Genomic DNA, 16,650 nt, shown 5'->3' on the forward strand with positions numbered 1-16,650 from the left:
GTATATTAACGTTTGCTGAACTGGAAGCTTCTTCTTGCTTTTTTGCGTCCTGGTTTTTTACGTTCAACGGCACGTGGGTCTCTTTTAAGAAGACCGGCTGCTTTCAATGCCGGACGATAATCTGCGCTTACTTCGATCAAAGCACGAGCAATACCTAATTTTGCAGCTTCAGCCTGACCTTTAACACCACCACCTTGTGCATTCACAACGATGTCGTATTTATCAGCAGCTTCAACAGTTTTAAGCGGCGACTCTAATTGATTTTGAAGATATACTAATGGGAAGTAAGATTTGTAATCTTTTCCGTTAACAGTTATTTTACCGTCACCTTTACTTAAGAAAACCCTTGTTACGGCTTCTTTACGGCGACCAACTGCGTTTTTTTGCTTTTCCATCTATTTATTTAGATTTAGAATTTTTTAAATTAGAATTTGAATTCTTTTGGTTGTTGAGCTGCATGCTCGTGATTAGGGCCTGCATACACAAATAATTTTTTGTACATCTTACGACCTAATCTGTTTTTAGGCAACATCCCCTTAACTGCTCTTTCGATCAATACTTCAGGTCTGCGTTTTAAAACATCTTTAGCAACCGCTTCTTTACGTCCACCAGGGTATCCTGTAAAGTGATCGTAAATTTTTTCTTCCATTTTGTTGCCGGTTAATTTTACTTTTTCGCAATTGATTACAATTACGTAATCTCCACAATCAACGTGAGGAGTGTAATAGGCTTTGTTTTTGCCACGCAATACAGCTGCAATTTTTGAACACATACGTCCAACGGTTTGATTAGTACCATCTATTACATACCAATTGTGTGTAACGGTAGCCTCGTTTGCATGTTTGGTGGTGAAATGTAGTTTACTCATTTTTTGTTTTTTTATCTAGCCTAAGGCCAGATGATTTTATAAAATAAGAGCTTTTGCTATCCCAAAAGACTCTCCCGCCAAAACTCAGGTAAAATCACCTGTTCTTTTTTGGGAGTGCGAAGGTAGTATGATGTATATTAATTTCCTACAAAATAGCAAAGTATTTTTATCGAACCTTTGTAACAAACTGATTTTCAGTAAAAATTTTGACAGGTAATTTTCAGTGTTTGGCGCAAAAAGAAAGCGACCAATAAAAATTGGCCGCTTTCTAAACTAAAAACTATATATAACAACTATTGTTTAACCATAGTATACTGATTGGTTGCAAAATTCACAGTTACTTTATATGTTCCTGCTTCTGATGGTACCGGGAAGGTTGGATCTGCATTTTTTTGATCAAACTCACCTGCTGCTGCATCTCCGCTTAATTTACGGAATTGAGTATCCCAGTTTCCTAATTGTTGAATTAATTTGAATCCGCCGCTTCCTGTGAAAGCTACATTTAGTGTAAATACAAAATCATCTACTTTAGTGAATTTGTATTTAGCATCAAGACTACCGCTATTGTTCCAGCCGTTGATATCTCCAACAAGATATAACTCAGCCGGAGCATCTAATCTAGGTGCTTCTGTTGCTACAGCTTTGAATTTTCCAGTTTGGAAATCTACCGTAACTCTATAAGCTCCTGCCGGAGTCGGAATAGGGAAAGTAGGATCTGAATTTTCTTGTTTGAATTCTCCTGCAAAAGCGGTTCCGCCTGCAATCATTCGATATTGAGTATCCCAGTTACCTAGTTCCTGTATCAATTTATAACCTCCACCGCTAGGGAAATTAAACACCCCGGTATAAGTAGTTTCATCTGTTTTGTAGAAATAATATTTCTTATCCAGTCCTGCGCTATTGTTCCAACCGTTAACATCACCTACTATATACAAATTCGCCGGTACCGGAATTTTTGGAGGAACTCTGTAAGGGGTCATCGTTGCAGTTAACACATTAGAATGAAATTGTTCATTGTTATTTGCGTAAGATGAAGTTAGTCTTACAATCATGTTTTGCGCTACATTGAAAGGAAACCCATAAGCCAATAAAATAGCATTGATCTCTTTACCTGTAAAGTCAGCTTTTAAATTACCATATACTGTTTTTCTGATGGCGTTTTTAAAACTGCCTCCTGCTGTATCAATTTCTACTACATATTTCTGATGTGCAGAATCAGTGGCGTGTTTTGCATCAGTCCAGCTGTACGACACTACTACATTATCTGCATCTGTCGATGCCGGCGCAATAACTGCTGAAGTAGCACTCAGCGTAGGAGCAGTACCGTCGTTACTAAACGGTAGTTTATCATATTTGTCCTTATCGCATGCCGTAAAGAACAGCGCAACTGCTGCAAGCAACGAAAATATTTTAAAAGAATGTTTCATATAAAAAAGTTTATAATTGAATTAAATTAGTGAGCAACATTTACAGTTTGGTTAAAGTATATTTTCCTGTAATGAAATCAACAGATATTTTATACCATCCTGCACCAGGGCTTGGGAACTGCGGATCAGCATCTTTTTTCTCAAAGCTTCCGGATAATGCAGCTGTTCCATCCAATGCATGATATTGTGATCCCCAAACACCTTGCTCTTGGATTAATTTGTAGCCGCCTCCACCAATAAACTCTACAGTTAACTCATAGAGAGTTTCAGATACCTGAGTGAATTTTTGAGTTACATCATAAGGTGCTCCCAAAGGATTGCTCCAGTTTGAAGCAAAGGCATTTCCAGTAACCCATAATGTTCCTGCAGTAGGTAATGGTACTGCTACATCAAGATAAGGAGTAGCAGTAAACGATAGCTTATTAGAGATCATTTCCGGCTTTTTACCTTGTCCTATTCTAGCAATTACTCTTATTTCGATGTTATACGATTTGCCATAAAGTAAGCCTAGAGATTTTGTTAAAGCAAAATTCAATTTACCCTGAGTAACAATTGACCCAAGGTTTTTTGCAACAACATCTACTTCTTTGGCATTGGCAAAATCTGATCCTTCCACATCTACCTCAATGGTATAGTTTACATCTTGTGAACTGATACCGTCTGAAAATTTGTAGTTAGGATTGGTCCATGTAAGATCCAATGCCGGTTTATCTACATTTGCTTTAGCAAGGGCAATATCACTGGTTGTTGTATTGGTTGTTCCGCTCAATACCGGAGCTTCGCCACTCAACAATGTTACCTGATTGGCATCATCCTTTTTGCAGGAGAACAAAAGCACAGAACAGATACCCAGTATAAATATGTTATTAAATAATCGTTTCATATATAAATTTTTATATTGTTATTAATTGTATCCTGCGTTTTGTTTAATGTTTGCATTACCCACAACTTCTTTAGTTGGTATAGGATAAAGGTTTTTATAATCTTCAACGCCTGTACCTGCTTTTACACCACCTTTCCAAGGCCATACATAAGTTGAGCTGGTAAATTTGTCAAATCTGATCAGATCCGTTCTTCTAAACCCTTCCCAGTATAACTCTCTCGATCTTTCCTGAAGAATTGTTTCAAGATTTAGATCTGAATTGTACAACTGGCCGATATTACTTGGACCGTATCCTCCACCAAATGCTCTGTATCTTAACTTATTAAGATATTCCAACGCAGTAGCACTGCTTCCGCCTGTTCCACCACGGATAACAGCTTCTGCATAAATGAGGTATTGTTCTGCTAAACGGAATAACGGAAAATCAACATCAGAAAATTCAAGACTTTGTCCCGGAGAACCATCTCTCTTTACATTGCGGAATTTATTTACAGCAATACCATCAGTGAATTTTGTTTGGTCTTTAATTTCTTCACTTTGGCCATTGGTATAAAACTGACCTCTTTGATCTGAAGAGAACCCTGCTTTAAATAAATCATATAAAGCAGAAGTAGCTCTAATTCCACCCCAACCACCATTTACACCGCTTGCAATAGCAGGCATTGAACCACCAACTGATGCATGCGTTAAAAATGTAGTACCGCCGTAAGACTGTGTATATAATCCGTCGTGATTGATGGTAAGAATAAACTCTGTGTTACCGATATTGTTATCAGATAACATCAGATTGCGATAGTTGTCCATTAAAGCATAACCACCTTCGTCAATTACTTTTTTAGAATAAGTAATTGCGTCAGTATTTCTTTCTGTTCCTGTATAAACTTTTGCGTTTAGATAAATTCTTGCTAACAAAGACCAAACCGCTGCTTTATCTACACGACCATATTGGTTGGTACGTGGAGCTTTTAAATCTGGTTCGATTGCCATTAATTCATCTTCAATATATTCAAAAAGATCTGCTCTTGATATTTGCGGAGGAAGTGTTCCTGCCAATACAGCCTCTGAAGTAGTTTCATCAACAAAGGCAGGGTTTCCGAAAAGATCCATCAATATCCAATATTGAAATGCTCTGATGAAACGGGCTTCTTGTCTATAAGCTTTGATATTTTCCAAATCGGTCGCATTGGTAATTCCATTTGCAGCCAATTTTGCATCCGTTGATTGATTAAGAAAATTGTTCACCAATGTTATTTGGTAAAAACTTCTGTAATAAATAGGCAATAAAAATTGATTATCACCTGACCAGTTCATGTTGTGAAAATCCTGGATACCAGCATCTCCCCATGCAATAACGGCTTCATCTGTACTTAACTCCTGTGCTTTCCATAAGCAACGAGAAAAATCGGAAAACCCTTCGTCCAAACCTTGCACATCGCCATTGCCTGCAGGGCCGCTATTTCCGGTTAATGCAAAAGCTGCATATATTTTTGCGAACGAGCCTCTGTAACCCGCCACTTTTGTAAATACATCGTCAGGTTGCAGATCGTTGGTCGGTTTAATATCCAGCTTTTTTTCGCAGGATGCCATTACACCGGTTAGCAAAACGCTGAATGTAATTAGTTTTAAAATATTATTTTTCATATACTATTTTTTATACTTAGTTATTATTACGTTTATTTTAGAAATCAAGATTTACTCCCACTGTAAAAGTTCTTGGACGTGGATATATATTGTTATCAATACCTCCATTAATTTCCGGATCCAATCCGTCGTATTTAGTGATGATAAATACATTTTGTACTGCGGCATTCAATCTTAAATTAGCATTGCTTTTGAAAACTTTACCAACGTTATAACCAAAGTATATGTTATCCATTTTCACGAATGATGCGTTTTGGATAAAATAATCTGAACGACTGAATTTATCTCCTGCACCAGTGAAATTAGTTTCAAGTAAAGATGGATTTCCGTTTTGCAAATAACCTAGAGGACTGATTACTGTATTTTTGATACCAGCACCAGATTGTAATCCGTTATACATATAATTTCCGAAACTTCCTCTCATCACAAAACCTGCATTTATTTTTCCAATTGTAACGCCGGTACTTAACCCTGCAAATACATTAGCATCAGGAGCTTTGTAGTGATACAAATCTTTTTCATTAATTGTACCATCTCTGTTTCTGTCAACGTATAATCCCTCAATTGCTTTTCCATTTTCATCATATACTTGTTGAAAAGCGTAGAATGCTGCTCTGTTGTAACCAACTGAGTTGATCTGAATAGTATTAAATCCGCCTGTACTACCAAACTGGTTTCCTACGAAGTTTGGATTTTCGTTGATAGTTAGTTTAGTGATCTTGTTTTGATTGTAGGTTACGTTGAAACCAAGATCCCATGTTATTTTTTTATTGCGAACAGGTTGTGTGTTGATGGTTAATTCAACCCCTTGGTTTTCAAGTGTACCAACATTAGCCGTTACTTTATTAGTAAAGTTTCCTGCAGTTACGTCTATAGTATTAAGCAGGTCTTTTGTTTCTTTAAAATAGTAATCGATGCTACCGGTAATTCTGTTATTTAGGAAGCCGAAGTCAACACCAACATTCGTAGTTGCGGTTTGTTCCCACTTTCTATTTGCATAATATCCGCTTGGTCTGTAAATAGTATCAAATCTCGGAGACCCATCGATATTGTAGCCGAATTGATAAAGAGCTTGTCCGTTACCGATAGTATACAATGGTTCGGTATCATAGTATCCAATTCCATCCTGTTGTCCTGTGATACCATAACCAACACGAACTTTCAAGTCTGAAAAAGTTTTAGAGTTTTTAAGGAATGATTCATTTTTCGCTCTCCAGGCAAATGCAGCTGAAGGGAAAGTACCCCATCTGTTTTCCGGTCTGAATTTAGATGAGCCATCCCTACGTACACTAGCTGTCAATATATATTTTCCCAAATAGTTGTAGGTCAATCTGCTGAAATATGATATCAATCTTGCTCTTGGTCTATCTACATCAAACAATGGTGAACTAACTACAGTACCATCCAATGTTTTATCCTGGAAGCTATAGTTATAATTTAGAAATTGTTGGTAAGATGTACCTGCCATCAGATCTAAACGGGTTCCTTGTTTCCCGAAATCTTTACCATAAGCAAGATATGATTCAAGAACAGTGTTATAATTACGACCAGCATATTGCCCAATAGATCCTCCATGAAATTTGCCGTTTGGATCTTTGTATCTTCTATAACTTGTTGCGGCACTGTCTGAAGCAAAAGTACCGCCAAAGCCATGACCAACATCATAACCAAAATTGAAATTAGCACGTAGGTCAGGTAAAAAATGAAATTTATAATCTACCTGAATATTACCAATACTTCTACGAGATGTTCCGATGTTAGAATTTTGATTCAATATCCCAACCGGATTTCTTGTAGCCAAATCTCTCAATCCTTTTTCAGATGCTCCATCAAGCCATTGCCAGTATCCACCGTAACGTGCATTACCGGAGTAAACCGGTTGAGTTGGATCAAAATAAACTGCCGATCCGATAGCACCTTCATTTGCATATGAACTATGACTCAATGAGCCTTTAAAATTAAGATCAACACTCAAGTGGTTATTGAAAAATTTAGGGTTGATATTGAAAGATCCTGTATAACGTTCAAGCTTACCAGTTTTTAAAACCCCTTCCTGATTAAGATAACCAACTGAAATACGATAAGGCATTTTACCTGCAGCACCCGATACACTAAAATTATTATCAGTAGATAATGCTGTTTGATAGATCAGATCCTGCCAATCAGTGTTTGCAGTACCCAACAAAGCAATATCACTTGATTTACCATTCGCTGTTACATATGAACGCACTTGATCTCCTGTCATTACTTCCACTTTATTAGGTAAAGTATACACCCCCATTTGACTACTGAAGTTAAATACGGCCTTACCTTTTTTACCCTTTCTGGTAGTAATAATGATTACACCATTAGAAGCTCTTGATCCGTAAATAGCAGTTGCAGACGCATCTTTTAAAACACTAAAAGATTCTATATCATTCGGGTTGATCAGAGCCAATGCACTTGGTGAGCCTGATACCCCACCACCGCCATCGGCAAGAGGAACACCATCAATTACAATCAATGGGTTGTTACTTGCATTTAGAGACGCACCGCCACGAATTCGGATGGTGCTACCTGAGCCGGGGGCTCCACTATTAGATGTTACAGCAACACCGGCTACTTTACCGGCAATTAATTGTTCTGCTGTACTGTTTTGACCCTTGTTAAAGTCTTTTGCTGTTACATTCGTAATAGCACCGGTCAGATCTTTTTTCTTAACCGTACCATAACCAATGATAACCACCTCACCCAGATTTTGCACAGCTTTTGTAAGGCTAACATTGGCTTTGCCACCATTTGATTTAACCTCTTGTCTGCCGAACTCGGTTGAAGTGAAGACCAAAGTAGGATTTGCGGTAGGAGAACTTATTGTATAAGTTCCGTCGCTAGCCGTTTGCGTAGCAACATTTGTGCCCTTAACGGTTACGGTTACCCCAGAAGCCGGAGAACCATCTTTTAAATCCGATACTTTACCGGTAACAACATTTTGCGCCAAAGCCACTGTAGACAGCAACAATAACGCAAACGTTCCCGAAAAAATTCCGATAAATTTTCGCATGCTTTTTCTCATCTGCATAGTTTTTCTTTTTTAATGAATGATGAAACGATAACTACAAATGAAGGAGAGTGGTGCGGCAAGCACAGTGCGTCCATTTCATATACAAGCTTTCATCGTTTCAAAATCAAACATTATCGTTTGTAAAGTTGTTTGATTGTGATTTGTGTAAAATTTACACTAAGTAAAAGTGTAAATTTTACACAATATTAAGTATTTTTTTAAAAATTCAAAGAAATGTTAAAATTTTATTTTCTTGGGGGATGGACAACCAATCGTTCGTTTAAAATGCTCAGTATTAAGACAACTCTCAGCACAGAACCGCTGCATTATTAACAATTTACAGGCGGTGTTGTTCTGATTTATTCAATTTTCTTTTTAAAAATCTATTCCGCTCCACTTTTTCTTCTTTTTTTCGTACTTCTCATAGTTAAACTTGTACAGTTTTCCTGGTCGATGTGGCACATCCTGCTCCATTTCTCCGGTATCGATAAGAAAATCCATTGCAAAGAATTTTTTCCTGAAGTTTCTTCGGTCCATTTTAATGTCGAGAATTGCTTCGTATAAGTTTTGAAGTTCTCTTAAAGAGAATTTTTTCGGTAAAAGGCTGAATCCCAACGGATGCTCCTGCACTCTTTTTTGCAACTGATTTAAGCAGGTATCGAAAATCTCCTGATGATCAAATGCAAGATCAGTCACATTTTTAATATCATGCCAGTGTAATTCATTATCTAAAATGTTCAGCTTATGGTGCTGTACGTTTATCAACGAACAATACGCAACAGTAACTACTCTACCAACCGGATGTCGACCCACCGTACCAAATGTTTTTACTTGTTCAAGATAAAGGTCATTTAATCCGGTACGTTGTTTTAAAACCCTATATGCAGCATTACGTAAGTCTTCTGCCGGACCAACCAAATCTCCTAACAGCGACCACTTGCCTTTATAATCCGTTAAATCACTTCGAATCAATAGTACTTTCAACTTATTTTCATCAAATCCAAATATCACACAGTCTACCGACAGTGCTATACGGTTACTATTCTCAAATTCAGACTGAATGATCTGAAGGGTTTTGGTATTTTTTGCTGTTGCTTTTTTTTGCGCTAACTGTTCCATGTAATGTAAGGTGTTAAGGTTTCATGAATTTAGTGAAATTGGAAATATTTCCTTGTTTGATTTTAAGGAAATAAACCCCTCTCGACAAGCGTTGTACAAGGTCAGTCATGCTGATCTCATATTGGCCCCTGTTTATCGTTTGGCTCAAAATTACTTTTATTTTTTGTCCGTAAGAATTATACAGTAAAATAATACAGTTTCCATCTGCAGGAACAATGTATGAAATCTTGCTGTTTGGAGTTACCGGATTGGTAAGCACCGCAATTCCTAATCCATCTTTAATATTAATAATATTTGCTGCATTAGTTGTTGTAAACTGTCCTGTAGAAAAATTGCCCCCGGTTGAAGCATCACAATTACCTCTTACTCTCCAATCATAAACCGTATTGGCTGTTAAGCCAGATAAACTTGTGCTAAGCGACGTTGTACCGATTGCCGCAGTTGTCCACGTTGAGGCTGAAGCGACTTTATATTCCACTGTATACGAAGCCGCACCTGTAGTGGCCGACCAGGAAACAACGGCCGCATTATTTGTAATATTTGTTTGATTTAATCCCTGTGGTGCAGCAGGAATTACCGGCTGTGTACCAACTGTTCCTGTTGCGGCAGGAGAAATACATTCGCTGGTATTTTTCGCTGTAATGCTATAAGATGAACCGGCAACTACATTTGTAAACACGCCGCTTGTATTGGTATAATTGATTCCATCACTACTAAACACTAACCCGGTTTTATCGGATGTAACTGTTATAGTTGCTGTAGCTACAGTACAGGTAGGTTGTGTTACCTGAACTTGTGGTGCCGTTACATTAGGTACTGCATTTACCAATACTGACCTAGCGGCAGAGACGCAGGTCGAATTAATATCTTTTGCAGTAATGCTGAAAGTCGTATTAGCAGTTAACCCGGTAAATATTCCGGTTGTATTCGTATAGTTTGTTCCGTCAATTGAATAACGAATATTGGCGCCTGTGGGTGCTGTAACAGTAATAGTACCTGTTGGTGTAATACATGTAGGCGATACCGTTACTGAAGCCGTTGGCTGTGCCGGAATATTGGGTTGAACGTTTACCACACCTGTAGTTGCTGGAGAAACACAACCACCATTGATCGTTTTAGCTGTAATACTATAAGAAGAGCCAGCGGCTATATTTGAGAAAGCTCCACTTGTGTTTGTATAATCTACACCATTACTGCTGAATGTCAACCCGGTTTTATCCGATGTAATAGTAATAGCTCCCGTTGCAACAGTACAACTCGGCTGCGTTACATTCACCTGAGGTGCCGAAGGTGTAATCGGTTGTGCCGCCAATGTCCCTATAGCTGGAGAGGAAACACAGCCGCTTGCATTTTTTGCTGTGATACTATAAGAAGAACCTGCGGCTATATTTGAGAAAATTCCACTTGTGTTTGTATAATCTACACCATTACTGCTGAATGTCAACCCGGTTTTATCCGATGTAATAGTAATGCTTCCCGTTGCAACAGTACAAGTAGCCTGAGTTACATTCACCTGTGGTATAGGCGGCGCTCCGGGAATGGCAGGTACTAATAAAGCAGTTGCAATTGAGACGCAAGTTGAATTATTATCTTTCGCTGTGATATTATAAGTAGTATTATTTGTAAGGCCGGTAAAAACTCCTGTAGTATTTGTATAATTCACCCCATCAATTGAATAACGAATATTAGCTCCGATTGGTGCCGTTACAGTTATTGTACCTGTTGGTGTAACACAGGTTGGAGCGGTTGTTACAGATGCTGTTGGTTGCACAGGAACATTTGGCTGTGTGCTTATTGTTCCGGTAGATGCAACAGATACACAACCCCCATTGATCGTTTTGGCGGTAATACTATAAGCTGAGCCGGCTGCTATATTAGTAAATATGCCATTTGTATTCGTATAGTCTACTCCGTTACTACTAAAAATCAATCCTGTTTTATCAGATGTAACAGTAACGGTTGCAGTGGCAACAGTACAAGAAGGCTGAGCAACACTTAATTGTGGTGCTACTGGTGTGATCGGTTGCGTATTTATTGTTCCCGTTGCTGCTGATGATATGCAACCTCCGTTAATCGTTTTAGCAGTTATACTATATGCGGAACCGGCAGCTATATTTGTAAATATACCTGTTGTATTCGTATAATCAACACCGTTATTACTGAATACCAATCCCGTTTTGTCGGATGTAATCGTAATAGTTGCAGTAGCAACGGTACAGGTAGGCTGAGTAACATTTACCTGCGGTAAAGCCGGAGCTCCAGGAACTGCCGGAACAAGTATTGATCTTACTACAGAAACACATGCTGAGCTGATATCTTTTGCGGTGATATTATATGTAGTATTAGCTGTGAGACCCGTAAACACTCCACTTGTATTCGTATAGGTCGTTCCATCAATTGAGTAACGAATATTTGCCCCCACCGGTGCTGTCACGGTAATGGTTCCAGTTGGTGCAACACAGGATGGCACAGTTGTTACGGATGCAGTTGGTTGCACCGGCGCTGCAATGATGCTTACTGTTAATGGCACTCGCTGACTTTCGCTGCATCCTCCGGCAGTTTGTGTTACATAATAAATTGCATTACCTGCATTGGTTGTTTGCGGAATAAGAGTTGCCACTCCTGTACCTCCGGTTTGTCCTGTGTACCATAATAACCCTGTGCCCGTTGCCGTTAGTGCAGACGCAGTTGAGTTCTGACAATATGATATCGGCGTAGTAACTGTAGGGTTAGCAGAAGTGCACGGCGGCACAGAAACATAAATATGATATTCTCCAGGTTGTAATGTAATACCCTGAGATGTGTTTGTGAGGTTGAATGTAGCATCTGTTGCTCCGTTAATACCGCTACCGGTACCATTACTTATAAGATTATACCAGCTGCCTGTTTTTTGAAAAACTATTGTTCTGGTTTGTTGCACCACATCGAAATTCGCCACTACAACAACTTGAGTGCTGTTGATATTAGGATCCCCGATCTTAATAGACTTATAGTAACCATTGTTATCATACAAACTAAAAGTGAAATTAGTATTGCCGTTGCCAAATACAGTGGGATTCGCTAATCTGAATTTGATCATCTTCGACCAAGCATCAAATAAATGCTTACGATTGGCATCATTCAGATAGTCCCATCTTGGCGGCTTATTTGAAACATTGGATCCGTTGTAAAATATAGAATAATCATATCCCATTTCTCCAAACTGCCAGATCATTTTCGGTCCCGGAACCGTAAAGAAAACAGCACCTGCTGCTTCCATTCTCGACAATGCGGTTGGTAAGTCTTTTACATTATATGAGCCGAAGGTATGGCCTTGGTTTTTTGCACTAAACATTTGTCTTTCCTCATCATGACTTTCCATATAACCTATGCCCAACGGAGCACTATAGTTCAATTCAGAACTGTTATAAAAAATCCTTGAAAGATTAGATGTGTTTGTCCCATTTGCATGATTTGCCGGACCGGCAATAGCTCCTCCATAAGATGAAGCCGGACTTGCAGCCAGCGCATCTTTGTTAATCCCATTCATATTTACCCATGGGATCATGCCTTTAGTTACATAAGCCTGTTCTTCTACTACACTTCCTAAAAACTCAAGAATAAAATATGGCGTATATCCTTTTCCGTTAACATGATTTTTATATCCTTCGATATAACCAACCCTGCTGGCATCATACGAGTTTTCAGTACCTGAGTTTTGGGTAAACCCTTTTACAAGATCGAACCTGAACCCATCTATTTTATACTCACTGCACAAGAATTCAAGGTTTCTTTTTACAAAATATTGAGTAGCGGCAGAGCTGTGATTAAAATCATTGAATACACTGAATTGATGTGGAGCCGTCGGATTAAACCATGGGCTATTCGTTGCCGGTCTGTTATTAACTGCATCCCAGTAAAGTTTTCCATGTGGTGTATTGTATGCATCTTCCTGATTATACACCACATCCAGTATTACAGCGATACCGTTCTTATGTAAAGTATCGATCAGCTCTTTTAATTTATTTTTTGATCCATAAGCTTTATCGGGAGCAAAATAAAACATTGGATTGTAGCCCCAACTTTGGTTTCCGCTGAATTCTTGCACAGGCATCAACTCAATTGCATTAATACCCAGGCGTTTAAAATAACCGATAGAATCAATAACTGATTGAAAATTTCCTACACTATCGTAACCTGTTCCCGGAGGATTCAATTTCACAAAATCTCTGATCAGCAATTCATATACGATTAATTGTTTTGCATCCGGCTTTTGAAAATTAGCTACATTCCAGTTGTACTGTGGCTCACATATTTGTAATACACTAACAATACCATTAACCCCAGATGAAGCTTTTGAAGGATAAGATTTAAGATTAGGATAACTGTTCGGATTAATATGAGAATCATTCCAAGGGTCAAGTATTTTTTCACTGTAAGGATCTGCTACGTAAATAGCATTATCAACAAGATATTGATACGCATATTCGGTAGCTGAAGACAGCCCGTGAATGGTTAACCAAAAATAATTCCCATCCTTATACATTTGATATTGAGCTTTGGGCGCCCAATCGCTACCCGGAAAATCACCGATCACCATACAACTTGTTTTATTAGGAGCGTATAAAACCAAGGTCACCGAATCTGTACAATCATAATAATTTATTCCTTCAACTGCTGTTGCCGGTTTAGTAGCGTTTACTGTTGGTATCGATTTAAAAAAGTTAATTGTATCGTATGCCACACCATTTAAGGACGCCACTATTTGATTATTTCCTGCAACAACAGTTGTGTTGCCACTTACGGTAGTTCCTGTATTGGTTGCAAATACGGTTCCATTTAAAGCAAGCGTTAATGTACCGCTTACTGATGCAACGGCAGAAACAGGTAAGGTTGCCCCAATAGCAGGAGGGGTTGACTCTAAAGTTCTGTTGAAAGTTGGCTGTGATATAGGATCGGTAATACGAATATTATTTACCGATGAATAAAGCGGAATGTACATATCCGACCCATCTGTATTCGCTTGTTTTTTATCTCCGGGTCCGTTTCTGAAAAGCACAGCAATTTTTTGAATTGTTTCACCTACAGGAACGCCAAAAAAAGCTCTTGGATTGGTAATTGTAAAACTCCATTTATTTGTTCCTGCAGCAGTAGCGGCCGGTGCCGTTGTTGTTCCCCAAACACAACTTGCCGGAACATATTTCCAGGGAGTAGCTCCATTACTCAAATTGGTCAACACACCAATATGCATATATACTCCGGTTGTAACGCCTTGCAGGCCTTGATTTCCTTTAGTTGCGTCAATAGTTATGGTTATAGTAGATGTTTCGGTTGGAAACTGAGGAGACCAGGTAAGGAGTTGTGAAAAACTGTTCGTTACAGCAAATAAAACAACACACAGAAGCATATATTTCTTCATGGCAAAAGCAATTTAATGTGTAAAATACACACATTGGCTGAGATTGCAAAAGATTATTGTGTATTTTTTGGGACAGTGATGTTTTTTAACAAAATGCCGTTTAAAATATCTATCCGGCTAACTTTGCAGACACTACTTTTATGTATACAATAGAACAAACAAAGAACTTACAAAGTCTGACAACATCTGCACTTAGTAATGCTGAAGGCATTGGCATTGAAGCTTTAAGGAATATTCTGAGATTTCATGAGTATAGATATTATATATTAAACGATCCACTGATAAGCGATTTTGAATACGACAGTTTATATAAGCAATTGGAGAAAATTGAAAAGGAGGCTCCTCAATTAATTACAACCGATAGCCCTACACAAAGGGTTGGAAGTAGTTTGAACAATGCTTTTACAACTGTGCAGCACCTTGTACCGATGCTGAGTTTAGAAAACAGCTACAATGCAGAGGATCTGTTGGACTGGGATAGAAAAGCAAAAGAATTATCCGGGTTAGATGTTGTTGAATATTGTGTTGAACCAAAATTCGACGGAGCAAGCATTTCTCTTATATACGAAAACGATCTGCTAAGCAGAGCAGCCACAAGAGGCGATGGTGTCGAAGGAGAAGAAATCACCAATAATACCAAACAGATCAGATCAGTTCCGCTGTCTGCAAAATTTTCTGAATTTGGTATTGATCAAATAGAAATTCGAGGAGAGGTTTTGATCAACAAAAACAATTTTAAAAAATACAATGATCAGTTGGCCGAACAAAACCTACCTCCACTGGCAAACCCTCGTAATGCTGCATCTGGCTCTTTAAGAATGAAAGATCCAAAAGATGTTGGCAGAAGAAACTTAGAGGCATTTTTGTATCATGTGAGTTATTCGACAACGGGCAACGAACATCGGACGACAGAAAAGCAGCAACCTACTACACATTATGGCATGCTTGAAATGCTTTGGCAGCTTGGATTTCGTAGCCCGGTCAAAGAAATGAAAGTGGTAAAAGGTATTGAAGGTATCATACAATATGTACAAGACTTTGAGGCAAAAAGAGACGATCTTCCATATGAGATAGATGGCATGGTGATAAAGGTAAATGACCTTGCATTACAGGATAAATTGGGTATGACAACCCATCATCCCCGTTGGGCTATTGCATATAAATTCAAAGCAAGGCAGGCAACCAGTAAATTATTAAAAGTAGAGTTTCAGGTTGGTCGTACCGGTAGTATTACTCCGGTAGCTAAGATCGAACCAGTACCGATCGGGGGTGTAACTGTTTCATCTATTTCTCTTTTTAATGAAGATGTGGTAAGAGAAAAAGATCTTCGAATAGGAGATACCGTTTTAGTTGAACGGGCCGGTGATGTGATCCCTTATATTGTAAAACCATTAGCCGAATTACGTACGGGTGATGAGGAAGAAATTATCTTCCCCAAAAAATGTCCTGTATGCAATGATGAATTGTATAAACCTGAAGACGAAGCGGTATGGAGATGCATCAATATCAACTGCGAAGCACAGGTAGTGGAACGAATCATTCATTTTGTAAGTAAAGATGCGATGGACATTAAAAGCTTTGGTGAAGCCAATGTCCGAAAATTCTATGAACTCGGCTTACTAAAGGATATCCCAGGTATATACCAGTTAGACTTTGAATCGATCAGTCAACTTGAAGGCTTTGGAAAAAAATCCATTGATAATCTTAAACAGGCTATAGAAAACTCAAAGAGCCAACCTTTACATCGTCTAATATTTGCCCTAGGAATTCGTTATGTAGGCGAAACGACTGCCAAAACACTAGCACATGCAGTTAGCAACTTAAATGATCTGGCAACTTTTACGGAAGAACAATTATTACAGTTAGATGATGTCGGTAAAAAAGTAGCCGGAAGTATCCTGCTTTTCTTCAAGAACGAGGACAATATTAAAATGCTTGAAAAGTTGCAGGGGCTTAACATTTCATTGAATAACGACAAAAAGCAGGTATCCTTATCCGATGCTTTTGGAGGTAAAAGTTTTTTGTTCACGGGTACATTAACACAGTTCAAACGTAGCGATGCTGAGTCCCTTGTAGAAGCTAACGGAGGCAATATTGTAAGTGGTGTAAGCAGCAAACTCAATTACCTTGTTGTAGGTGCCGATGCAGGGAGTAAATTGGAAAAAGCTAAAAAAATACCTAGTATATCTGTCATAAATGAGGAAGATTTTTTAAAAATGCTACCTAAATAGCAAAAAAAGTTTCTATATTTATAGCCGAACCTTATCAATACAG

At 38.4% G+C, this 16,650-nt stretch carries 9 protein-coding genes; 1 reads left to right on the forward strand and 8 read right to left on the reverse strand.

Annotated elements, in window-relative coordinates:
• Window positions 1-5: 5 nt before the first annotated feature.
• From rpsI to ACQ33O_RS02710, 8 genes are all read right to left on the reverse strand, one after another.
• The gene (gene rpsI, locus ACQ33O_RS02675) at window positions 6-395 is read right to left on the reverse strand and encodes a 30S ribosomal protein S9 (protein WP_430994009.1); all 390 of its coding nucleotides are present in this window, start codon (window positions 393-395) and stop codon (window positions 6-8) included.
• Between the two features lie 29 nt (window positions 396-424).
• Window positions 425-868, reverse strand: coding sequence for a 50S ribosomal protein L13 (gene rplM / locus ACQ33O_RS02680; RefSeq protein ID WP_430994010.1), 444 nt, complete (start codon window positions 866-868; stop codon window positions 425-427).
• 293 nt (window positions 869-1,161) lie between these two features.
• Window positions 1,162-2,295, reverse strand: coding sequence for a SusE domain-containing protein (locus ACQ33O_RS02685; protein WP_430994011.1), 1,134 nt, complete (start codon window positions 2,293-2,295; stop codon window positions 1,162-1,164).
• A 40-nt stretch (window positions 2,296-2,335) separates the two neighbouring features.
• Window positions 2,336-3,178, reverse strand: a complete 843-nt coding sequence (locus ACQ33O_RS02690) for a SusE domain-containing protein (RefSeq protein WP_430994012.1) — start codon at window positions 3,176-3,178, stop codon at window positions 2,336-2,338.
• A gap of 21 nt (window positions 3,179-3,199) precedes the next feature.
• On the reverse strand, window positions 3,200-4,819 hold the full coding sequence (locus ACQ33O_RS02695; protein WP_430994013.1) for a RagB/SusD family nutrient uptake outer membrane protein: 1,620 nt from the start codon (window positions 4,817-4,819) through the stop codon (window positions 3,200-3,202).
• Window positions 4,820-4,856: 37 nt separating this feature from the next.
• Window positions 4,857-7,871, reverse strand: coding sequence for a SusC/RagA family TonB-linked outer membrane protein (locus tag ACQ33O_RS02700; protein WP_430994014.1), 3,015 nt, complete (start codon window positions 7,869-7,871; stop codon window positions 4,857-4,859).
• Window positions 7,872-8,234: 363 nt separating this feature from the next.
• Entirely contained in the window at window positions 8,235-8,978 is a 744-nt protein-coding gene (locus tag ACQ33O_RS02705) for an NUDIX hydrolase (protein WP_430994015.1), read from the reverse strand.
• Window positions 8,979-8,991: 13 nt separating this feature from the next.
• The gene (locus tag ACQ33O_RS02710; protein WP_430994016.1) at window positions 8,992-14,376 is read right to left on the reverse strand and encodes an alpha-amylase family glycosyl hydrolase; all 5,385 of its coding nucleotides are present in this window, start codon (window positions 14,374-14,376) and stop codon (window positions 8,992-8,994) included.
• Between the two features lie 140 nt (window positions 14,377-14,516).
• Between ACQ33O_RS02710 and ligA the strand changes: the two genes are divergently transcribed.
• Window positions 14,517-16,607: an NAD-dependent DNA ligase LigA gene (gene ligA, locus ACQ33O_RS02715; RefSeq protein ID WP_430994017.1), complete on the forward strand. Its 2,091-nt coding sequence runs from the start codon at window positions 14,517-14,519 to the stop codon at window positions 16,605-16,607.
• Window positions 16,608-16,650 lie beyond the last annotated feature (43 nt).

It is taken from the genome of Ferruginibacter sp. SUN002 (assembly GCF_050611725.1).
GTDB lineage: Bacteria > Bacteroidota > Bacteroidia > Chitinophagales > Chitinophagaceae > Ferruginibacter.